The sequence below is a fragment of the Chryseobacterium sp. c4a genome (genome assembly GCF_009900745.1).
Taxonomy (GTDB): domain Bacteria; phylum Bacteroidota; class Bacteroidia; order Flavobacteriales; family Weeksellaceae; genus Chryseobacterium.
Genome location: NZ_WXVU01000012.1, coordinates 12,286 through 35,625, shown reverse-complemented (window position 1 = coordinate 35,625; position 23,340 = coordinate 12,286). Strand labels below are relative to the sequence as shown.

The following is a 23,340-nucleotide window of genomic DNA, read 5'->3' as shown; positions in this document are numbered from 1 at the left end:
TAATTCGTGTCAGTAGAAGTATGCTGATGACCATGTCCCATATAGATACTATTCCCACTTATCACAAGTATTTTAAGCAGTTGCAGGATTTTGGGTATATAAAATATAAACCCTCGTATCATCCTGGTTATCGCAGTATTGTGGAACTACAGGATATCTATTTCAGATGATAACAAAAATAGAGTGTCAATATAACTTGTTGACACTCTATTTGTTTTAATAGTTTAGCTCATTGTTAGCTTTGCTTTATTTAACATTGCATCGAATGCCATACATCTAAGTAAAAATGAATCGTTATCTGATTCCTTTCCAAAATTCTTCAGTTGTTCAAGCTCCTGCTGTAGCTGGGTAAGAATCGATTTAGTATCAATATTTTCCAAACTGGAATTATTGCTTAATTTGCCCTTCAATATTTCCATTTCCCGACTAATAGTTGCCTGTTCAGTAATAGCATATTCTTCTGTCTGTTTAACAGAATAATGCCCTAGCATCTCTTTGACAACATGGATGGATACCCCATTGTTCAAGGTTACAGTACTGGCGAATGTACGACGGGCCTTATGTGTACTTAATGTATCATTGATTTCGCATAGCGTAGCAATTTCTTTTAGGTATTCGTTCATTTTTTGGTTGGAACGTGCCGGTAATACTGTGCCTTTTTGGATGCAGATAGGATCATTGGAGTATTTTGCTATGATTTCCATGGCTTTGGGTAGGAGCGGAATATCAGTGTTTGATTTGGATTTTTGTCGGTTTGACATTATCCACATACATCCATCGTCTCCTTCTTTAATATAATCCCATGTCAATTGGTAGGCGTCAATATATGAGAGTCCTGTATAACATTGAAAAACAAATATATCCCTGACAACTTCCAGCCGCTTTGATGTAAAGGTTTTACTTTCTAAACGTTTTAGCTCTGCCCTAGTAAGTGGTTTCTTTTTGATTTTTGTTTTTTTTCCTGTAAACAACTTAAATGGATCTTTGGGGATATACTCTTTAGCCACTGCACGCAAAACTATTTTCTTAAAATTGCTGATGTACTTAAGCGAGGTATTATTGGAACATTTTCTGACAGTTTTCAGAAATAGATCGTAATCTTTAACAAAAGAGTAATTTAGTGCGCCAAATGACAGATCACTTTTTTTGTATTTGTACTCGATAAACTGTTTAACATGTGCTCGGGCAGTAATATATCTATCATGTGTACCTTTGGAGTATTCTCCTGATTCAATCAGGCTCTCGATCTCATCATTGTGCTCCTGAAATTCTTCAAGCACCGTATTTCTTTTCTTGTAATTGCCACTGACAAAATTAATAAGGTCAACAGAGGATATAGGAGTATCACTGTTTAAAAGTTCGGTCTTAAAATTATTGATCTTATTGGTCAGTGTCTCCAGGAAAGAATTAAGTGCTCTGGCGTCCTCCTTAGTGCCAATTGCTTTTTCCGTCTTCTGGTTCCATCTGGTAGAATCCCATTGTCTTTTAGTAGAGGTTTCTTTAGGAATTCCATCTACGGTTATCCTAATATAAACGTAGCGGTCTGTCGTACTTTGGTTTTTCGAACTCTTTAAGAAGTAGGAGAGTCCATAACTTTGCTCTAACATAATTACACATTTTAAGAGTTATTAATGTCGAACTAAAGCTTAAAGTAATCAAGTTGTTAATCTAATTTACTTGTTGTAAATCAGATTTTTATGATTTTATTTGTGGCAATTTTGTGGCAATTTTTGATTTTTTGAAAATTGCCATGATTTTGCCACAAAAATTATGAGTGTTTTTAAAAAGTTTAGCGATTGCTACAAATAAAAAAAACCTGCAAATCATTGATTTTGCAGGTTTTAACCATTTTTTTATGCTTTTTGAAAACTTTCGTTTTCGCATCTTGCGGAGAGTGAGGGATTCGAACCCCCGGACCTGTTACAGTCAACAGTTTTCAAGACTGCCGCAATCGACCACTCTGCCAACTCTCCTTAAACTCCGATTATATCGTTGTTTTCAGTGGTGCAAATATAGAACGAATTTTAATTTCTGCAAAACTTTTTCAATATAAATTTTAACAAAACTTAATAATCGGTTAAAAATCAGATTGATTATTTTTATTAGTTTCTCTAAAATGGGTAAAAGTATTCTGCTTTTCTCCTGTTAATCCTGTTTTTAAAAGAAAATAAGCTGTGTTTTTCGAAAGAAATTGAAGTAAAAAAACAAATTACTCTCTGAATTCTTGATTTGGTGTATTTTTTGCAATCCTTGTCGGACTAAAAAAATTAATTATTTATGAAATTATCTTATCTGGGAGCAGGTATTTTAAGTATTGGATTAACATTCACTTTGGGATCTCATGTTGCTCTAGCGAATCAGCCTTTGGCAACAGCTGCAGAATATATACAAGACAATTCTGATTCCTTAAAAGTGGAGAATCTGGCTAAAGAGCTAAAGAAACTAAAACCAATCAGTTCTAATGACTTTAAAGCTAAATTTAAAAAAGAGATCAATGGTTTTAAGCTTACAGAAGTGACTGCTTTTGAAGATAAAGAAACAGGGTCGTATGCTACAGCAAACTATACTAAAGGAACTCAAAATGTTTATTTAATGGTAACAGATGGAGCCGGAGCCGGAGCTGAGTCGGTAAAAGGAAACCTTCTAAGCTATCTGGAATTAAAGGCAGTGGAAGAGCCGGAAGATAAAACCAATATCAAAAGCTATAAAGGATGGCTGGTTTATTTTGATCATAGTATGTACGAAAATGATAAAATGACAAGCATTCAGTATCTGGAAGGAAACAGGTATGGAGTAGTAGCTTCCGGAACCAACATCTCTCTTGAAGACTTAAAAAAGTTTTTAGATAACGTTAGTTTATAATATTATCATATCACAATATAGAGCTCTGATTTATGAAGATAAGTCAGAGCTTTTTTGTATTTACTTTGCGTGTCATTTATTCTCTAAATTCCTTGATTTTCCCTTGAATAAAGCATTCCTGTTATAATAGTTTTGAATGATAAGCCGGAGAAAAACTATAAAAAAACGCTTTGCCATTATCTTACATCAGGGGAGTTACTTTTTAAATACAGAAAATATCACATTTTTTTCGGCGGACGAGGACATTATCTTGGCCGTTGATATTTCAGGTAAGAAACATTTGTTTAATGAATTTACATGGAAGTTAGAAGTACTTCTTTGCCCCTTCAGATTTTTTTAGGATCAGCCCGAAGTGAACTTGTACAAAAGAAGCATGTGGAAAGAATAAAAGAGCTATAATAAAAATACACTGGCTCTTCAGTTGAAAGGATTTAAAAATCAATCGATTACAATCTAATGGAGTATTGCGGCTTTTTGTGTGTGGATTGAAGAGTAGCTGGGCGGAGAGATTCAATATTTAGTACTAATCATAATAATGTTGTCCGATAATTGAATGTCCCAATCCCTAAAAAATCATATTTGAAAATATTTTGAACAGAGTCTTTTTTTTACATGTATTCTAAAAAAATAGATTTACATTAATGAAAAACTGAGGTTTTATAGGCTTTTTGATATAAAATAGGATCTTATTTACCTTGTTTTATCATTTATTTTATATTATTATATAGACAAAAATTAAATTAACTTTGTAAATTGAATGATATTTTGACATTATTAAATTTTTATTAATAATATTATATTGTTTAAAACTAATAAAAGAGACTTAGAAAAATAGAGGGTTAATTTAGCTGGCAGTAGATATGAAATATAAATTCTTAAATTTCAAATTGAGAAAGGTTGTTCATTACTCATTGATTCTGTGTATCTTATTGATACAGGTTATTATAGGTGTATTCTTTTACAATGAGTTTGTAAATGAGAAAAAACTGCAGTTTATAAAGACTCAGCTGGAAGAGAGCAGAGCTTTGGGTGGTCTTACAGATAATTCAAGAAAGGATTTTCTGGATGCACAAGAGCATCTCCAAAGATACATGGTGAGCCAGGATAATAAAGATCTGCAGCTTTATTTCGAATCATTAAGAAAACTTAAAAAGAATTTTGATAAGATCGGGGAGTATGAAAATACAAGCCCAAGGCTGAAAAAAAGTCTGGCTCAGAAAAAAATGGATACCATGAAGGTCACTAAGCTGAAATCGCTTATTGATTCTGTATACGAAACCTCTTTGAAGCCTCCTACAAAAATAGAGGATAAGCAGTACGAGCCTGCAAAATATAAGAACGACTTTGAGAATTTAAGCGTACAGACGCACACCTATGCTGATACCATCAAGAAAAAAGGGTTTATGGGACGTTTAAAAGATGCCATAACAGGGAAGGTAAATGTTCAGAAGGAAAGTACAGTCATTACTTTAACGAATCATAAAACCATAGACATTTCTAACGTAAAGGATGAAATGGATAAGGCTTTAAAGTCGATGGATAAACATTATGCTGCCGAAGTAAAGAAAGCGCAACAGTTTGCTGTAAAAAATCAGCGTGAGAATATGCAGTTTTACAGTAATTTCAGTAAACTATTAGTGTATAGTAACGGACTGATTGATGTGTATGAAAATGCCATTAAAGATTTCAAAACCGAACTTGAAAAAGAATATACTAAACAAAGTTCTGATAACAATAAGATCAGAAGATATCTGGTACTTGGATTGATGATTTTAATGTTTATCGTATCCATTCTGATCATGTATTTTACAAGAGTTGCCTTCATTTATGAAAGAAAACTTGATGCAGCCAATAAAGAGATCAAAAACAACCTGAATTTCAAGAACCGAATATTGGGAATGTTGAGCCACGATTTAAGATCTCCATTGAAAATCGTTAATATTTTTATTGACAAGATTTACAGAACAACAGGAGATGAAACTATAAAAGATTATCTGAAATCAATTAAATTTACCAATAGTACTTTGCTTTTGCAGTCTAACCAGATTTTGGAATATACCAAGAACCAGGATGCCGAGAAAAAACTTATACAATCTGTTTTTAACCTTAAAGACGAGATCGGTTCTATTGTAAAAGTAATTTCTCCTTATCTGGAGACTAGAAATAATAAATTTGCAGTAACGGACAGAATTCCTGAAGGAGTAGAGGTGTTCTCTGATAATATCAGAATCAATCAGATCTTTATGAATATTCTTGGGAATGCAAATAAATATACCGAAAACGGGAAAGTGGATCTTGCGATGACAACAGAACCTCTAGGTACTGATAAGATTACATTGATCACAACAGTAGCAGACACCGGAGTAGGAATTTCCGAGTCTGATTTGAAAAAGATCTTTGATCCTTACTATCAGGGAACTGTTTCAGATGAAGTAGATAACCTTGGAGTAGGATTAGGACTGAATCTTGTTAAAGAAATTGTAGAGCTTTTTGATGGCGAAATATCAGTTTCCAGTAAGTTGCATAAAGGAACACAGGTGACATTCAGAATCAATTTAAATATCAATAATAAATAATGGAAATGCCAATTGAAAACAGGGAAATTGTATTCCTTTTAGCCGATGACCACAGTATTGTAAGACAAGGAATGGAGATTGTTATTAGTGATATTGCTCCCAATGCTAAAGTCTATCATTCTTCATCTTTACAACAAGCAGTAGAACTGATAGAAACAAGGGGAATTGAAATGGCCATTATTGATGCACATTTTCCCGAAGGAAACAGTCTGCATGTTTTACCACAAATGAAAACTGCAAATCCTGATATCAAGATCCTTATTTTCACGGGGCTTGAAGAAGATTTGTATGCACTAAAATTTATAAAAGCCGGAGCCAATGGGTATCTGAGCAAACTGAGTGAGGAGGAAGAAGTGAGAGAAGCTATTTTGAGCTTTATCCAAAAAGGAGAATATTTCTCTGATCTTACAAGAAATTTATTAGTACAGTTTATTTACAATCCAAATGTAATAAGCCCATTAAGCAGCTTAACCAAAAGAGAACTGCAGATTGCAGAAATGTATGCAGAAGGGTATGGAAATCTGGAAATTGCGAATAATTTAAATATAAAGCAAAATACAGTGAGTACGATTAAAAAAAATATCTTTGAGAAGCTAAAAATAGAAAATATTGTAGAGCTTATCGATCTTATTAAAACACATCATAAAATATAGGATTCAGTAGGTCTATTCTGAGTTTCTTCATTGTTTAATTCATTTTATCGATAAAAATCTATATCACGTCCGATATGTATCTACGGGGTTTATAGATGATATTATCCTGCGATGTCGTTACTTTGTAGTATAAAATTTACCAAATGAATTGCTAATGCTTTTTTTAGTTTTTTCACTTCATTAAAGCCGGTAAATTGAAATAATTATAAGAATAATAAACTATAATTATTTAAAACGCAAGTGATGAAAATGAATTAACAAGTGATGAGATTAATACAAAAGTGTATGAATGGCCTTACATGTGGATTTCTTGAAAAAAACAAATGAGAAAAAGAAAAAAAAACACAAATTAACATAAAGAAATTCAAGGTTCGGTTTTAGTACAAAAGAAAAGGGAGGCAGTAAAGCCTCCTTTTTTTTATGATGTTTTGTTTTCAGCAAAAAATGGAAAAGAAATAAAAATTGTTACTTCTGAGTTTCCACTTTATTAAACTTTTGAATAGCTTCAGGGCTTACGGGAGCGAAGAAATTAATCAGATTTCCATCCGGATCACAGAACAAGAGTGAACGATTTCCCCAAGGCATGGTCGTGGGCTCCTGTACAATATGATCTGTCAAGTTTTTAATCTTTTTATATTCAGCATCTACATCATCTACCAGAAATTCTATGATGGTACTTATTTGACCTTTGGATTCAGCAAGGTGCTCACCTCCAAACATTTTCATGGTACGAGTACTTCCTATAGCAATGGTAATAGAATGAGTAGCAAGTTCAGCAAAGTCTTCCGTATACCATTGGGCAGTTAATCCCATTGCTTTTTCATAAAACATAACGGACTGTTTGATGTCTTTTGTAATGATTCTTAATGACATTAATTTCATATAATCTTGTATTTAAAATAATTTGATACAAAATTAAGCGTGATATATGACAATAGGATGTCAGTAGGATTTTTGAAATGGAATTTATTTTTGTATAAAATGATTAGCTTACATAGAAACCGTAGATGGCTAATAAAAATTAGCAATATGAATTAACTGTTTAAAATCAAGGATTCGTAGTTTTCGTCCTTCCGATTTGATGAGCTTTTCCTGCTTAAAATCATTGAGAATTCGTGCCAGTGTTTCTCTGGCAGTTCCTACCATATTGGCAAGGTCTACACGAGAAAGGGAAATCAATACTTCATCTTCAGGAGTATCGTTGGATTTATATTTGTCGTGAAGAATCAATAAGCTTAAGGCAGCTCGCTCTCGAACAGTACGATGAGATAAAACTGCAATAAGGTTAGCCATTACACTAAATTCATGGCTCAAAGATTTTAATAAAAGTCTTGAAAATACAGAAGACTGGCTAAGAATTTCCAGAAAGCTGTCTTTTGAGATAAATGAGATGACAGAATTTTCAAGAGTAGAAGTGGTATCTCCATATGATTCCTGGCTCAAAATAGCTGAGTATCCGAAAAACTCTCCTGAACTGTAGATATAGATGATCTGTTCCCTGCCATCATTATCTACTTTGTATTTTTTTATTTTCCCCTCATTAAGATAGTAAATACCATTAGGCTTAGTACCATCCGTGAATATAGCCTCATTTTTACGATAATTTTTGGTTCTCATGGCTTTGAGGAGTAAATCCTGATCATATTCAGGAAGTTCATCAAAAAGATACTGATTGTTGAAAATAAATTTTGAGATCATAATTTTTATAGGAAGGCTAATGCATCAACGTTCAGTTTGTAACTTAAATCACATTTTAAACTGATCTAAATCACCGGATTTCTTGCCTGAACGAATTAATTTTACAAAAGTAATAAAATAGATTTTGAATTGGGAATTATAGAAGCTTATACAAGTGAAAGCCAGCTGTAAATCCCGATAAATAAAGGATAATGGTGTTTCAAAACAATTACTTTCCCGAATGATATTTTAAGAATATTAAGAGCACTGGATAAAAATTTAAGTTGACATGTTTTTCACAGCAGTTGCTGACATTTCTAAATTATTTTTTTTTACTTATTTATTTTATCCAGTTGTTTTTAAGGATTATTTTTTTGAAGTGGAATACTCCTTTGGCTGAACCTATAAAACAAAATATTTTAAGTATAGTTTTTGGAAGAGATTAAAGTATTGATATGTTCAGACATATAGGGAAAAACAGGACTTATTTTCATAATATAAAACTGGCATCAGCACTCTCTTTTGTCGCCGGAATAGTGAATATTGTAGGAGTCTTATCAAGTAAAATTCTTACTACAAATATAACAGGACATTTTGCCTTCTTTTCGGAAGAGGTCTTTCTTAGAAATTACAGCAATGCCTTTGTTTATCTCATTTTAATTATCTGTTTTCTGACAGGTGCATTCTGTTCAAGCTTTATTGTTGAACTCTCTTCCCGTCACAAAAGATTAAGACCTCACCTAATTCCCTTATTGATTGAGATTTTAATATTAGGATTTGTAGGTTTATCAGACATTAAAATATTGAAGATCTCAATATCAGCGTTCATGATTGCAGGGCTTTTACTGGTTGCAATGGGAACTCAGAATTCTTTGGTTACGAGAGTCTCTCAGTCTGTAGTAAGAACTACCCATCTCACGGGGATTTTTACAGATTTAGGAATAGAGTTGTCAAAATTATTTTTTAAGCAAAGAGAAAGTGAGTACAGACAGCTTAAAAAGAATATAGCTCTTAAACTACTTGTTATAGCTTGTTTTTTTTCCGGATGTATCATCGGAGGTTTCCTTTATAAGATGATAAACCTGAAGACATTATTGCTGGCAGCAGGATTGCTTTTTGGGATCATCCGATACGATAATTTTTTATACAGATATTATGCACTAAAACGAAAATTGAGATAATATACCCGTATAAAAAAACGGTTACACCAGCATATTGGAATAACCGTTTTTATTGTAATGATAGAAAGTTTATTGAATCTGTGTAACAAGAGATCTTACCGTATGTGCGGAGAAATATCCTAAAGCACCGTTACTGATATTACTTGGCGGATTAGCCGGAGTAACACTGCCTCCATAACCTTCCGATATTTTAAGCAATGCACTGTAATACGTAAATATATTGGTATCGATAGACTGCATTTCAACGCGAATGACATCTCCAGCAACCACTTCATGATCTCTGCCTTTATTGTCATCATTAGGAAGCCCTAAAGTCCATTGATTGGGTAATCCGTTATTTAAATTATCAGAAAGTACACTGATATATTTTTTAGTTAAATTATTGATGGTAAAACTGAAAAGATAGCGATTGCCCAATTCTGAAGGATCTGTAAATACAGGGAGAAGCGTATAGGTTTTCTTACTCCCGAACATAAAGGTATCCTGTACAAGACCTTCCAGTTCCACAGCCTGAGGCATTGTACTTTGAGCAGTATATTGTTTTCCTTCTGCCGATACTTTAAGCGTATAGGTTCTTCCCGGAACTCCCGTAAATGTACTCGTTTTATATTCCCCTCCGCCAGCATATTCCAACGTTTCTGTCTGCCCAGTGTTATCACTTAAAATAACCTGAGCTCCTGTAACAGCCGGATATTGGTTGGGTTGTGCAAAGCCAACAGACTTTGTGATCTTTACGGTATATGACCCCTTAGTATCAGTGACATTTCCTTCAATGACAATGTTTCCGCTCTGATCAGTCAGATCCAGATCAATTTCTTTTTCACAAGAAGTGAATGCCAATGCAGATAATATGATAAAGAATGTTTTTTTCATGATTTAAAATTTGAAATTGTAAGTGATGTTAGGTACCCATCGGAATAGGGATGTCTGCATAGCACGGGTTGTTCCTGGATTATTTGGATTGTCTTCAAAAGTAATAGTGTAGGCATTTTCACGACCATACAGGTTATAAATTCCGAATGTCCATGATCCGCGGAAACGCTTATTCGATTCCGGTTCATAAGTAGCACTAAGATCCATTCTGTGATAAGCAGGCATTCTGTCAGCATTTCTGCTGTTATATTGGAAGATGGTCTGCCCGTTAAGTTCATATTTCCCAACAGGGAAAGTTACTGCATTTCCTGTACTGTAAAGGAACAATCCGGAAAGAGTCCATCTTGGATTAAGCTGATAAGTAGCTACAATAGACAGATCATGGGTTTTGTCCATTCTGGCATTATACCATTGGTTATCATTGATTCCGTCGATCTTTCTTTCCGTTTTAGATAGAGTATAGGAGATCCAGCCCGTTAGCTTTCCACTTTTCTTTTTGGCAATAAGCTCAAGTCCATAAGCTCTTCCTTTTCCAAATAGTAATTCACTTTCTACATCTGCTGCAGTACTGAAACCAATCTGAGCGCCATTTTTGAAGTCGATCTGATTTTGCATGGATTTATAATAGATCTCTGCATTCACTTCATAATTGTTATTATTGAAATTTCTGCTGTATCCTACACTGATCTGATCCGCAATTTCAGGTTTTACCGAATAGCTGCTTCCAATCCACTGATCGGTAGGATTTCCACTGCTGCTGTTGCTTAAAAGGTGAAGGTTTTGGGTGTTTCTGGAGTATCCTCCTTTCACACTGCTCACATCATTGATTCGATAATTGGCTGTAATACGCGGTTCAAGATTGGTATAGGTTTTACCGAATTTTCCTTTTTCTAAATACTGACTTCCTGTAAGCGCTCCGTTCTCATAGGTATTGAAAGTATCTCCACCCAATACACTGAATAATGAAAGCCTCATCCCATAATTGATGGTAAGTTTTTCTGTTGCTTTAAAATCATCATTAATATATAAAGCATTCTCCCAAGAATATCTCGGATTTCTTGAATAAGAATTGACAATCGTTCCGGAGGCGCTGCTTGGCGTTAAAGTATGGTAAATAGATTGCAGACCGAAACGTACGGAATGTTTATTTCCTGCAAACCAGGTAAAGTCTTGCTTAAGATTCCAGTCCTGTATCTTTGAATTTAAATTGAACTCACTTTCATTATTTTTCAGGCTGATCTTGTAATCATAATTACTGTAAATGAAAGAGGTGTTGGAAAACAATTTGCTGTTGATAATACTGTTCCATCGTAATGTTGCCGTAGTATTTCCCCAATCGGTATTGAATGTATCTCCCAATCCTAAGACATCTCTTCCGAAATATCCTGAAAGATAGATACGGTTATTTTCATTGATCTGATAATTGGCTTTCAGATTAAGGTCATAAAAATATAATTTGTTGTCTTTATAATCTTTAGAAGATTTAAGGAATAAATCCGCATAGGTTCTTCTCCCTGATACAATAAATGAGGACTTTTCTTTCTGAAGTGGGCCTTCTACACTCAGCCTGCTGCTAATGAGGCCGATTCCACCGTTTACATTGTAGTTTTTGTTGTTTCCGTCCTTCATTTTCACATCCATTACCGAAGAAAGACGACCTCCATATTGTGCCGGGCTGTTTCCTTTGATAATGCTGGCATCCTTCAAAGCATCACTGTTAAATGTGCTAAAGAAACCAAGTAAGTGTGAAGCATTATACACAGGAGCTTCATCCAGCAAAATCAGGTTCTGGTCTGTAGCACCGCCTCGCACACTGAATCCACTGCTTCCTTCACCATTACTTTTGATACCCGGAAGAAGCTGTATGGTCTTCATAACGTCCTTTTCTCCAAACAATACAGGAAGTTTCTCTATATTTTTGATATTTAAGGTCTCCGTTCCCATTTGGGCGCTTGAAAGATTCTTATCCTTTTTTACCCCCGAAACCACCACTTCATCGATGGCATTGGATTTCTGCTCTTCCTGATTGAGGAAAAGATCCAGCTTGATGTTTTGATCAACTTTGATCTGCTGTTCAAAATCTTTGTAACCCGGATAGGAAATAATTATGGTGTGATCACCTTCCGGAAGAGAGAGGGAATAGAACCCATATTCATTGGCTACAACGTTAATCGAAGGATCATCGCTTACTTTTACCGTTACACCAATCAGCAATTCGCCGTTTTTTTTATCCTTCACTGTTCCGCTTACAGAGCGGGTTTGCTGTTGGGCCATCACCAGAGTACTGAAACAGAGTGCAGCAGTGGCGGCTGTAATTTTGAAAAAAGATGTTTGCATTAGTTTTTATTAAAAAAGTAGTAGATCTCTTCTATATTGTAGTGGAGTTTATTGTTGCCTGTTGATTAGTTGAAAGAATAGGGAATTAGTTACAGACAAAGAGCTGTTATTGAATAAATTAATTTCCAGTTTCATTGTTTTGATCCTCATTCAGATAATTTCAGAACAAATATAATATAACTTATGTGAAGCATAGTAGTGAATTAGAGTAATTGTTCTATTTTTTTCTTTTAATTTGCGAAAATAGAGACGATGGTTCGTATTCTATGGCTACAAAAACTATAAAAATTCTATTTTTGCTGAGTATGTTGATCAGATTAAAAGTATGGAAAATGTAAAAAAATGGATAAAGGCTCATGGATCTACAACCATTATGATGGTTGTACTGATCATCGTATTGGTAAATCCTGATGCCAAAGCTTGGCTGATGAGGCAAGTAGCCTCTACCGGAATTCTCAATTCGAGTATTTCTAAATCTGTAGATAAATCGGAAAATGCAGTAGCTTACACAGGTTTGATGGTAAAGAATGAAAATGGAACTCTTATTGATCCTTCTCAATGGAAAGGTAAAGTGGTCTTTATCAACTTTTGGGCATCTTGGTGCCCTCCATGCCGTGCGGAGTTTCCTTCTGTTCAGAAATTTTATGATCAATATAAATCTCATCCGGATATGGTATTTCTTACAATAAATCTGGATGATAATGTTGCGTTGGGAAAAAATTATTTAAAGAGAAAAGGATTTACCATTCCTTTCATAACCCCTGCAGCCAGTATTCCGGAAGCACTTTATAACGGTTCACTTCCTACAACTGTGGTACTGGATAAAAAAGGAGCAATTCGGCTTCATCATACCGGAGTAGCAGATTACAGCAAAGCTTCTTTTTACGAACAAATAGATTCATTACTGAAATAGATCACAGCCATAAAATAAACATTCTGAACAGCCAGGTGATTGTTTATGTGATTGATAACCAATAGTAAAATATGAAATTATATACTTTGTTTTCCTTTCACCCTAAAGAAGATTACTATTTCTCAGTGATTGATAAAAAAGGAAATATTTTTGATAAATTTAAACTTCCTGAATGTCGGGATATTCCGATCGCTAATAATTGTATTCCCATTAAAGAAGAATTTACAGATCAGTATCAGCTGAATCTGGATGATTTTTTGAAAGAATATGATATTTACACCTGTTATACCGGAGGTGTTGGTGATTTATTTTCTGAGAAGGCCGTTGCAGCTTTAAAAACCGAACTTCAGGATGAGGTTGAGTTTATTCCATGTCTGCTGAAAGGGCAATTGATCCCAGTATATGCTGCTTTATTTCTGAAATCAGCTCCTATTGTAAAAGACTTTGAAGGAATGGGGTTTACATTTGAAGGCCCGCTTTTATTGGATGCAAAATATGCTGTTCAGGATGAAAATAAAGGGATTAAATTGGTTACTCAGGCCTTTGTAGATCTGGTGAAAAGCAACCATTTGAATATTGAATTTAAGTTACAAACTTCAGACAAAGCCTAGCCATGATTTTATTTAAAATAGTGCCCATTGAAGAAATAAAACTTGAGATTCTCAAAGAGGAAGGAAATGTACAAAACTTTCCCAAAACAGTTGATTTTCCCTTTCCTGAATGCTATAAGAAACTGGTTACTTTGATAAAAACAACGGAAATTTCTACGGAAACTATTTTATACAGCGCCGTGGAAGCATTCAATAATAATAAAGAATTTGTATCAACAGATCATTGGTGTTTTGCAGGAAACGGGCAAGGAGATCATTGGTTGATGGATAAAGAGCATGCCATATTTTTTTATGATCATGATTACGATGAAAAGTTACAACCTATGAACATTCATTTTGAGCAATGGCTGCAGATGGCGTACGTTATTCAGCAGTTGGATGCGTATTTTAGTGAACATGAAGATATTTCAGAGTCAGTGAGAGAAGGGTTTTATGATGCGTTGAATGCTATTCATCCTAAGCTGGCTGAAAATTATCCTTTTATAACTTAACTTCAGCTGAAATAAGAGCTTTTAGGCTGTATAGCTCAATAAAATATCTACTTTTGAATCGAAAGAAAATTATTTAATACCATTTTCACTACTTATGAATATAGATCAACTGAAGGAAAAGGCTCAGCCACTAATCCGTAAAGCCAAATTATTCGTTTTGGCTAATGATCAGGATGGAAAAACAGCTTACATTAATGAAGATAAACCACTTCGTTTTCTGGTAAAATACTCGGATCAATGGATGGGGTTAATAGAAGAACAGGATGAGTTTAATTTCGTACCGATTAATATAGAGTCTATTGACCTGAACAGTTATACCGCTTTAACAGACAAAGAAACAGTAATTTATCCGCCATTTGAGACATTAATGCACTATGGAGATGAAGAGGTTCAGCAATGGATCACTGAAAATGATGGTGATAAGAATGATCTTTTCAGCCTGCTGGCTTTTGCTTTAGATGAATATACTGATATCTGGATGGATTCTCACCCTATTTATTCCAATGATGGGATTTTTGCCTATCAGGGCGGTTGGGCAATGACCTGGCCGGAAGATGATACACCCATGCAATGGAATGAAGATTTGGAATTCCTGTTCCAGATCGGATTACAGGATGAACCTTTTATAGAAGTATTCTACGATAAAAAGAACTCTTCCTATGTCTGTATGGAACGTAATACATAAATCGTATGTTAGGAGAATATCAAAAAATTAAATAGAAGTAATTGATATAATGATGAAAGCCTGTAGATCAAAATTGCAGGCTTTTTTATTGATGATCATAATGAGTTATTTCAAAGATGTAATAAGTTGGTTTAAATATAAAGGAGTCCAACGGTCTTTATCAGGCTGAGTCAATAGAATAGGGTATTTGTTAATCAGTATGTTAAAATATTGACCAGTATCCATTACAATGTATTTACCACTAATATACAGATGTTGGTTGTGATCTCCTTCATGAAAAAACAGTACTTTTATACTTCTAAGAAATAGAATATGCCGGATCGGTTAAGAACTCATATCGAAAAGATTCTTCCTCTCAGTGATGAAGAGTTCGAGGATATATCTTCCTGTTTTACCTATAGAAAGTATAAGAAACATCAATTCTTACTGCAAGAAGGAGAATTAGTACCCTACAATTATTTTGTGTTGAAAGGGCTTTTAAAGTTGGTTTACACTGATGAATCCGGAAAAGAGCATATCGTAGGGTTTGCGATGGAAGATTGGTGGGAAACCGATTTTGCAGCTTTTTATCAGAACCAAAAGGCAACCATGTCATTAGAATGTGAAGAAGATACTGAAGTATTATGCCTGACTCTTGAAGACTACAGGAAAATTTGCAGTACTCATCCTAAAATGGAACACTTCTTTCTGGAAAAAGCCTATATGGGATTTATTTCAGCACAACAACGGATTCTTTCCACAATGACAACAGGAATAAAAGAACGCTACGAACAATTATTAGAAAAATATCCGTCTCTGGTACAGCGTGTTCCAAAATCATTACTTGCTGCTTATCTAGGAGTTTCCCGAGAAACACTAAGTCGTTTGCCGTTATAAACTGTGATATCCGTCACTTTATAATCGTGATCGTAATCACGGAGCTCTGAGGTCTTTATTCTGCAATTTTGCCAAGTAACAGATACATAAAATTCTGCAAAAACAATGGAAAAAAGAATCATCAACCCGTGGACATGGCAACATGAGAGAAGCTATTCACAAGCCGTAGAGGTAAAGAATGTAGAAAGTACTTTATATTGCTCAGGACAGGCAGCTATTGATCCTGACGGAACCTCAAGTAATAAAGATATGAAAAGCCAACTGGAACAGGCAATAGCAAATCTTGAAGAAGTCATCACAACAGCAGGTTATGCGTGTAATGGAATCGTAAGATTAAATATTTATACCACTTCAACTCAGGAGCTATGGCCTCATTTTCCTATTCTCCAAGAGTGGATTGCTTTGCATTCTATAGAACAGGCGGTTACCATGCTGGAGGTCAATGGCCTATTTGAAACCTTAAAAGTGGAACTGGAAGCTACAGTCGTTAGATAATCTTCAGAACAGTTTTTAAAACCTAACCTCCAATTGTTTTGGAGGTTTTTTCTTACCTTTATATAAGCTAATTTGTAATGATATAAAGGATATGAATATTCAACTTTCTTCAAAAAATGCACTCGTAGGAGGAGCTACACAGGGAATAGGAGCCGGAATCGCTGTTGAGCTGGCCAAATGTGGTGCCAATGTTACGATCATGGCTCGCAACGAAACAAAACTTCAAGACTTCGTAGCAAGATTACCAAAAGTAAACTCAGATCAGAAACATGAATATCTTGTGGCTGATTTTTCAGATTTTGAAAGCTACCAACAAATCATTACAAAATATTTTAGTACACATTCCACCGATATTTTGGTGAACAATACCAATGGCCCGGAACCTGGGCTTGCCGTTGATAAAACTGTATCGGATTATCAGAAAGCTTTTGATCTTTTGTTTAAAACAGTCTGCGAAACCACTTTACTGGCTTTACCTTATATGATTGAACAAAAAAATGGTCGTATCATTAATGTTTCTTCACTTTCTGTAAAAGAACCTATTGGGAATCTTGCCCTTTCAAATTCCATACGGTCAGCAGTAGTGGCATGGGCAAAGACTTTATCCAACGAAGTGGCGCAGCATCATATTACAGTCAATAATGTTTTAACAGGATATTTTGATACCGAACGTATTAAAAAGCTCGTGAACCATGAATCTCAGCAGTCAGGTATTTCTGAGGAAGACATCAGAAAAAACCGAGAAAATAAAATTCCGATGAAAAGATTTGGAAAACCGGAAGAGTATGGTCATCTGGTAGCTTTTCTTGCTTCAGAATATTCCTCTTATCTTACCGGAGCGAGTATTCCTTTGGATGGAGGATTGAATAATACGTATTAAAAAGGAGAAGTTGATATAATTGGAGGCTGGAAGCTACTATTTGGCTTACTACTTAATAGAAGTCATTTAAATAATTGAACTATAGTTTGTATTTCAATAATTTCAATTTCTTTGCTTGCATTTTCCAGCACTATTTCCAAATTTGAAAAAAATCACAGAGTGATGTAATATCTCTTTCCTCCCAGTTGTCATATTAATATTGAAAAATATAATATGAGAAACTGGTCTTTTAAAAAATGGAACACCGTACTGGGATGGTTCCTTTTCACTATTGCATTGATTACTTATTTCTCCACGATGGAGCATTTTCTGAGTTTCTGGGATTGCGGAGAATATATTGCTTCTGCTACTAAGCTTGAAGTTACCCATGCTCCGGGAGCCGCTTTATTTCAGATTGTAGGAGCTGTAGCCGGAATTTTTGCATTGGGAAATACTGCGAATTATTCAATAGTGATTAATGCCATGTCAGCACTTTTCAGTGCATTGACTATTTTGTTCCTGTTCTGGACGATTACTCATTTCTTAAGAAGACTTCTCAATAAAAATTTCGAAGAAATTACAAGGCATCAGGAGATTTCAATTCTGTTTGCAGGAGCTATTGGAGCCCTGTGTTTTACATTTTCAGATACATTCTGGTTTTCAGCGGTAGAAGGAGAAGTATATTCAATGGCTTCGCTGTTTATTGCGTTGCTGATCTGGCTGATTACCAAATGGGAAAACGAATATAAAGCTGCAGACAATGAAAGATGGATTATTCTTATTTTCTTTATTCTAGGACTTTCCGTAGGAGTACACATGATGTGTATGCTGGCTATTCCGGCAGTATGTCTGATATATTATGCGAGAAAATATACGTTTACATGGAAGAGTTTTATTGTTGCCAATCTTATCACATTGGGTGTTCTGGCATTTGTCTTTAAAATTATTTTCCCATTGATTATGACGATGTTTGGGCAACTGGAGATTTTCTTTGTGAATGGGTTGGGACTTCCTTTTCATTCCGGAACTGTTGTCGCTTTTATTGTAATGACAGCGATCTCTTATTTCATGATTAAATATGCCAGAAAAGCAAAAAGAAACATCTACCAGACCATTGTTTTATCTGTTGTATATATGATAATAGGTTTTTCATGCTGGATGGTCATTCCGATCAGAGCGAATGCTAATCCGCCTATGAATCTTAACAATCCTGATACAGCCATCGGAATGAAGGATTATTATAACAGAGAACAATACGGAGACTGGCCAACGACCTACGGACAAAATTATACGGCAGCTCTTGATAGAAAAGGACTGGAAAAAAATGAAGACGGAAGTTATAAAAGAAAAGTTACCGGGGATATTTATGAAAAGGATGAGAAGACCCAGACCTACAGAAAAACAGGAGAAAGGTTTAACTATGTTTATAATAAAGCCCATATAAGCTTTATGCCGAGAATGTTCAGTGAAGATAAAGATGTGATGGCGAATTATATTTCACTGTATGGCGCTCCGGACTTTACATTCAATAATGAGAATGAAGATGTAGCAGATAATCCGCAGGCTAAGCAGATCTTTGATGAATTGAGAGCTAAATATGAAGATGATTCTATTACGGTAGACGATTATATGAAGGTGAAACCTTATGATCTTATCAATGTACAAAGACCTTCTTTTGCTCAGAATATGGATTATTTTATCACCTTTCAGAATGGGTATTATTTTGTAAGATACCTGATGTGGAACTTTGTGGGAAGACAGAATGATTTAGAGGGACATCTCGAAAATACCCATGGAAACTGGATCTCCGGGTTCTCTTTTATAGACAGTGCTTTATTGGGTAAGCAGGATAATATGCCAGCTAAGTTTAACAATGAAAGTACCGTGAAATTCTTTTTTCTACCGCTTATCTTAGGTCTAATCGGTTTCTTTTTCCAGCTGAACAGAGACTTTGGAAGATTCTATGCCATTCTTTCACTGTTTGTTATTACCAGTATTGGAATTGTTTTCTATACAGGTGTAAAACCTTTTGAACCAAGAGAAAGAGATTATGCAATGGTAGGGTCGTTTTATGCTTTTGCCATTTGGATCGGGTTGGGAGCCGGAAGTATTTTATGGTTTATTCAATCCAAAATAAAATCTGATACGGTCAATATTGTACTTGGTGTAGTCCTGCTGGGAATTCCTTTCATGATGGGCTTTCAGAATTATGTTCCACATGACCGCAGCAAGAAATCCGCTGCTCATGATTCAGCCTATTCTCTCCTGGCATCATTGCCTAAAAATGGTATTGTTTTTACCTATGCCGATAATGATACGTATCCGGTTTGGGGTCTTCAGGAAACAGAAAGATTCAGGGATGATGTAAAAACAGTGAATTTCACAATGTTGGCCACTCCATGGAATATTGATCAGGTAAAAAGAAGAACTTACAATGCAATGGGAATTCCAGGTGAATTAAAACATGAAGATTACCGGGATGGAGTAAATGATCAGGTATATCTGATGAAAAAAGAAGATTGGGAAGGATTTTTTGCGATGTTAAAAGATCAGGGAGCTCCTGAAACAGAATTTCAGGAATTCAGAAAGTTCCTGACTCAGGATTCAATGACTGTAAAAGATGCTATTAGGTTTCTGAAATATAAATCTCCTGCAAAAGACGAACTCCTGAAAATGTATTTCGGTGAGAAAGAATATGAAAAATATAATATTATCCCGGTAAATAAATTCATTCTTCCGGTGAATAAGGAGAATGCTGTAAAGTCTGGTATCATTAGTCAGGCTGATCTTCCGAATGCTGTGGATCACATTATGATCAGCTATGGAGCGAATACCCTTTATAAAAGTCATCTTATAATGCTGGATATACTTGCTAATTTCGACTGGAAACGTACGATCAACTTTTCTTCAGGAGGAATGTATGACAGCGAAAATATCTTTTACCTTGATGATTATCTTCAGTTTGATGGTTTTAGCTACAAATTGGTTCCTATTCGTACTCTTCAAAGTCCGGATGGAGATAAAGGCAGAGTAGATGCGAATTCTCTTTATAACGTAGTAAAAAATTACAAATGGGGCAACTTCAAAGATCTTAGTGTCTATTATGATGAGACCGTTATATCCGATATTATGAACTACAGGATGTCTGTGAGCAGAGCGGTTTCTGCATTGATGGCGAATGGAGAGAAAGCAAAAGCTTCAGAATTGCTGAACATTGTAACGAAGGAAATTCCAGCTGAAAAATACAATGATCCCCGTTCATTGAGCTCGATTGTTACTGCTTATATTATTGCAGGCCAGGAACAAAAAGGGCTTCAGTTGGCTGGAAACCTGAAGAAAGATATATTTTCTGAATATGACTATTATCTGAGTCTATCTCCTAAATTCCAGGCAGCAGCCAAAAGACAGATGAGATCTAAACCTATGGAATATGCGCTTGTGGTTTCAGCAGTGGCAGATGCCTATAGAAAATTGGGACAGAATGAAAAAGCTCAGGCTTATCTTCTGAAATCAGTGGAACCAATAGATCAAAAGTTCAATGCTTTTATCAGTAGGCTTCAGCAAATGGATAAAGAAAAAGCAACAAAGGAATCTGAAAAAGTTCAGCAGATAGCTCCTTTTTATCAGTACTTATTCAATGCTATGGAACCTTTTGATTCTACTTATGCAAAGAAGAAGGAAGAGCAGATCACTACAGCGATTATTAAAGCTACACAATAATACTCATTAAGATCAGGCAGGCCTTTCAGAAAAAGGATTTTGTTTTTATAGTTTCGTTTTAAAATCTTTTGATTTTGCCTTGTACAATTCTGAATCCTGTCTGCTTAATGTTTTTAAAAGCCTTTGAACAGAATGTTTAAGGGCTTTTTATATAAGTAAACTGAAGGTAAGCCAGCCATTTAATAAGATTATAGTTGGAAGACTGTATATTTTTCTCTAAATGAATACCCAATCAACATTGTTATAGAATGATTTTCGGATATCCTCATAAGTACATTAAAAAGCCTTACTGCTTTTCCTAAGATCCGAAGGCCGCGATTGCGTAAACTCATGAAACGTATCACTAAAAGCGCTGATTGAACTATAGCCAACATCATTCGCGATCTCATTAATAGGCTTATCCGTATTTAAAAGAAGTTCTATGGCTTTGATAATCCTTAACGTTTTCAGATACTGAAGAAAAGAAATATCCATATCTGCTTTAAAGAGACGTGATATAGAGCGCTCACTCAACCCAAATCTGTCACTTACATTGGTAAGAGTTAATTTTTCTCCCATATTCCATTCCAGGTAAGAAACTATTTTCATCATCTGCTTATTATGAGTGGCAGGTAGAATAATAGGCAAGGGTTGTTTATGCGTTTTAGGTAGAATTTTTTTTAAAGCAATCAGGAACTCAAAGTTTTCATCCTTATCAGTCACATGTTTTTCATCCCAAATCTCTGTATATTTGATCATCTGGATTAAAAGTTCTGACGCAGGATAGATGCCCAGCCTGCTGTAAAAAGGATCCGAAACATCGTCATGCGCATAAAAATAAAGGGAACGCAGAACAGTAGCGGTATGGCCGATCTCTAAAATATGCTCCATTCCCTGAGGAATCCAGAAGAAGTGTCGGGCAGGTACCACATAGGTTCTGTTTTCGATAGTAATATAAGCAATACCGCCTTCTACATAACTCAATTGTCCTTTGGTGTGTTTATGGAAAGGAATCAGTTTCTCTGATTTTTCATGCATAACGAATACACTTTTGTCGTGTTTATCGATGTCCGGAAGCGCTGCGATTAATCCCATATTAAAACTAAAATACTGTTGAAAATGCAAATATAATAATTTGGCCGGAATCATGTAAAACTTGACTATTTTAGATAAAAATAATATCAGGATTGCCAATAAATTTGCAGTGCAATAATTCGAAAAATTCAAATGAAAATTTATGTCACCGGACTGCTGATGCTAGGAGCTTCCTACACAATATCGGCTCAGACAGGCAGTCCACGAAATGATACCATGCGGATCTCCCTAAAAGACGCATGGCAAAGAGCTGAAGAAAACAGCCGTCATATTAAAATCAATACCATCAATGTAGACATTGCCGAAACGGAAGTAAAAGACACCAAAAGAGAGCGACTTCCAGAAATACAATTTAAAGGATCCGTAGAAAAAGCCTCGAATATCCCAATTTATGAAAACGGAATATTTTCCAAACCTACCCAACACGAGGTTATCCACACCCTTTACAGAGTAGGAGCCGATTTTTATCTGAACATTTATAACGGAAATAAACTCAATTTAAAGATCAAGGAAAACGAAACCTTACAAAAGGTAAAAGAAATTCAGAAAGAACAGGCCGTTTCCGATATCCATTACAAAACAGCAGCTCTTTATCTGGAACTTCAGAAAACATATATTTTCAGAGATCTTATTCAGCAAGATATTAAAGATCAGGAAGTACAGCTTAAAGAAATCAAATCTTTATATAAAAACGGAGTAGTACTAAAAAGTGATGTTTTGAGAATCGAGCTTGAACTTTCAAAACGTAAGATGACCTTGGTGACCATTCAAAATGATATTCTGATCGCGATGCAGAAACTGAACATTCTTTTGGGAGTTCCTGATGAGCAGATTGTGATCCCAGAAGCTCCTTCTGTACAATGGGATGCCAATACAACTTATGCAGAATATCTGAAACTGGCGATGGAGCATTCATTTGACTATCATGTTTCTGAGCAGGGAACAGAGTTAAGTAAACTGAAATTGAAGCAGGTAAAAGCCAATATACTCCCTAAAGTTGGGATGTATGGCGAATTTTATTATGCTAATCCGCAGATTTTCCTTTACCCTTATAATCCTAATTGGTATTCATTGGGAATCGTGGGACTTAAAGCCTCGTTTTCTATTTCCGAATTGTATCACAATACCAATAAAGTAAAAGCCGCTAAACTGGAATTTGAAAAAGAAGAGGAGGTGCATAAAGATACTGAAGATAAGGTAAGACAACAGGTAAAAGAAGCTTATTTAAGATATCAGGAAGCTCTTGAACAGATTAAAGTTGCAGAAACCAATGTTGCCCAGGCCAAGGAAAATGCACGTATTATCAAAAATACTTACTTCAATCAAACCTCCCTTATTACAGAACTTTTGGATGCGGATATCCAGTTGCTTCAGACAAAATTTGAATTGGAAGCAGCGAAAATCATGGCACAGAACAATTATTATTTACTACAAAATATTACAGGCGTTTTATAATA

Annotated in this window: 19 protein-coding genes and 1 tRNA gene; 13 read left to right on the top strand and 7 right to left on the bottom strand. The window is 35.1% G+C overall.

What is annotated here, in order from left to right; all coding sequences use genetic code 11:
* Window positions 1–224 precede the first annotated feature (224 nt).
* Both GTR01_RS15465 and GTR01_RS15460 read right to left on the bottom strand, forming a co-directional pair.
* A complete protein-coding gene (locus GTR01_RS15465) occupies window positions 225–1,607 on the bottom strand; it encodes a site-specific integrase (RefSeq protein WP_160138702.1) in 1,383 nt (460 codons plus the stop codon).
* A 281-nt stretch (window positions 1,608–1,888) separates the two neighbouring features.
* Window positions 1,889–1,973: transfer RNA gene (locus tag GTR01_RS15460), tRNA-Ser, on the bottom strand.
* 304 nt (window positions 1,974–2,277) lie between these two features.
* Here GTR01_RS15460 and GTR01_RS15455 point away from each other — a divergent pair.
* The 3 genes from GTR01_RS15455 (at window position 2,278) to GTR01_RS15445 (ending at window position 6,091) form a co-directional block, all read left to right on the top strand.
* Window positions 2,278–2,862, top strand: coding sequence for a hypothetical protein (locus GTR01_RS15455; protein WP_160138701.1), 585 nt, complete (start codon window positions 2,278–2,280; stop codon window positions 2,860–2,862).
* A gap of 887 nt (window positions 2,863–3,749) precedes the next feature.
* Window positions 3,750–5,438, top strand: a complete 1,689-nt coding sequence (locus tag GTR01_RS15450) for a sensor histidine kinase (protein WP_228452254.1) — start codon at window positions 3,750–3,752, stop codon at window positions 5,436–5,438.
* Complete coding sequence (locus GTR01_RS15445) at window positions 5,438–6,091, top strand: response regulator transcription factor (RefSeq protein ID WP_185155136.1); 654 nt, start codon at window positions 5,438–5,440, stop codon at window positions 6,089–6,091. Before GTR01_RS15450 ends, GTR01_RS15445 begins: the two co-directional genes overlap by 1 nt.
* A gap of 465 nt (window positions 6,092–6,556) precedes the next feature.
* On the opposite strand, the gene GTR01_RS15440 is transcribed toward GTR01_RS15445, so the two are convergent.
* Together GTR01_RS15440 and GTR01_RS15435 are read right to left on the bottom strand one after the other, a co-directional pair.
* Complete coding sequence (locus GTR01_RS15440) at window positions 6,557–6,973, bottom strand: VOC family protein (protein WP_160138699.1); 417 nt, start codon at window positions 6,971–6,973, stop codon at window positions 6,557–6,559.
* A 129-nt stretch (window positions 6,974–7,102) separates the two neighbouring features.
* Window positions 7,103–7,789, bottom strand: a complete 687-nt coding sequence (locus GTR01_RS15435; RefSeq protein ID WP_160138698.1) for a Crp/Fnr family transcriptional regulator — start codon at window positions 7,787–7,789, stop codon at window positions 7,103–7,105.
* A gap of 434 nt (window positions 7,790–8,223) precedes the next feature.
* Here GTR01_RS15435 and GTR01_RS15430 point away from each other — a divergent pair, with 434 nt between their 5' ends.
* Entirely contained in the window at window positions 8,224–8,949 is a 726-nt protein-coding gene (locus tag GTR01_RS15430) for a YoaK family protein (RefSeq protein ID WP_160138697.1), read from the top strand.
* A gap of 69 nt (window positions 8,950–9,018) precedes the next feature.
* Here the strand turns inward: GTR01_RS15430 and GTR01_RS15425 are convergent, their stop codons facing one another.
* Together GTR01_RS15425 and GTR01_RS15420 are read right to left on the bottom strand one after the other, a co-directional pair.
* On the bottom strand, window positions 9,019–9,822 hold the full coding sequence (locus GTR01_RS15425) for a DUF4249 domain-containing protein (RefSeq protein WP_160138696.1): 804 nt from the start codon (window positions 9,820–9,822) through the stop codon (window positions 9,019–9,021).
* Window positions 9,823–9,825: 3 nt separating this feature from the next.
* Window positions 9,826–12,159 (bottom strand): TonB-dependent receptor, encoded by a 2,334-nt coding sequence (locus GTR01_RS15420; protein WP_160138695.1) that lies wholly within the window; start codon window positions 12,157–12,159, stop codon window positions 9,826–9,828.
* 325 nt (window positions 12,160–12,484) lie between these two features.
* Here GTR01_RS15420 and GTR01_RS15415 point away from each other — a divergent pair, with 325 nt between their 5' ends.
* The 8 genes from GTR01_RS15415 (at window position 12,485) to GTR01_RS15380 (ending at window position 20,809) form a co-directional block, all read left to right on the top strand.
* Window positions 12,485–13,072: a TlpA family protein disulfide reductase gene (locus tag GTR01_RS15415; protein ID WP_160138694.1), complete on the top strand. Its 588-nt coding sequence runs from the start codon at window positions 12,485–12,487 to the stop codon at window positions 13,070–13,072.
* Between the two features lie 71 nt (window positions 13,073–13,143).
* Window positions 13,144–13,683, top strand: a complete 540-nt coding sequence (locus GTR01_RS15410) for a hypothetical protein (protein WP_160138693.1) — start codon at window positions 13,144–13,146, stop codon at window positions 13,681–13,683.
* Between the two features lie 2 nt (window positions 13,684–13,685).
* Window positions 13,686–14,174: an SMI1/KNR4 family protein gene (locus GTR01_RS15405; protein WP_160138692.1), complete on the top strand. Its 489-nt coding sequence runs from the start codon at window positions 13,686–13,688 to the stop codon at window positions 14,172–14,174.
* A gap of 94 nt (window positions 14,175–14,268) precedes the next feature.
* Window positions 14,269–14,859: a hypothetical protein gene (locus GTR01_RS15400; RefSeq protein WP_160138691.1), complete on the top strand. Its 591-nt coding sequence runs from the start codon at window positions 14,269–14,271 to the stop codon at window positions 14,857–14,859.
* A gap of 312 nt (window positions 14,860–15,171) precedes the next feature.
* Window positions 15,172–15,735: a Crp/Fnr family transcriptional regulator gene (locus GTR01_RS15395; RefSeq protein ID WP_160138690.1), complete on the top strand. Its 564-nt coding sequence runs from the start codon at window positions 15,172–15,174 to the stop codon at window positions 15,733–15,735.
* A gap of 105 nt (window positions 15,736–15,840) precedes the next feature.
* Window positions 15,841–16,230 carry a RidA family protein gene (locus tag GTR01_RS15390; RefSeq protein ID WP_160138689.1) on the top strand — a complete coding sequence of 130 codons (390 nt, stop codon included), beginning with the start codon at window positions 15,841–15,843 and terminating at the stop codon, window positions 16,228–16,230.
* 91 nt (window positions 16,231–16,321) lie between these two features.
* Window positions 16,322–17,110 (top strand): SDR family oxidoreductase, encoded by a 789-nt coding sequence (locus GTR01_RS15385; RefSeq protein ID WP_160138688.1) that lies wholly within the window; start codon window positions 16,322–16,324, stop codon window positions 17,108–17,110.
* 213 nt (window positions 17,111–17,323) lie between these two features.
* Window positions 17,324–20,809 carry a DUF2723 domain-containing protein gene (locus tag GTR01_RS15380; RefSeq protein ID WP_160138687.1) on the top strand — a complete coding sequence of 1,162 codons (3,486 nt, stop codon included), beginning with the start codon at window positions 17,324–17,326 and terminating at the stop codon, window positions 20,807–20,809.
* 276 nt (window positions 20,810–21,085) lie between these two features.
* On the opposite strand, the gene GTR01_RS15375 is transcribed toward GTR01_RS15380, so the two are convergent.
* Complete coding sequence (locus tag GTR01_RS15375) at window positions 21,086–21,883, bottom strand: helix-turn-helix transcriptional regulator (protein WP_160138686.1); 798 nt, start codon at window positions 21,881–21,883, stop codon at window positions 21,086–21,088.
* Between the two features lie 132 nt (window positions 21,884–22,015).
* On the opposite strand from GTR01_RS15375, the gene GTR01_RS15370 reads away from it, so the two are divergent.
* Window positions 22,016–23,338, top strand: coding sequence for a TolC family protein (locus tag GTR01_RS15370; RefSeq protein ID WP_160138685.1), 1,323 nt, complete (start codon window positions 22,016–22,018; stop codon window positions 23,336–23,338).
* The last annotated feature ends 2 nt before the right edge of the window (window positions 23,339–23,340 follow it).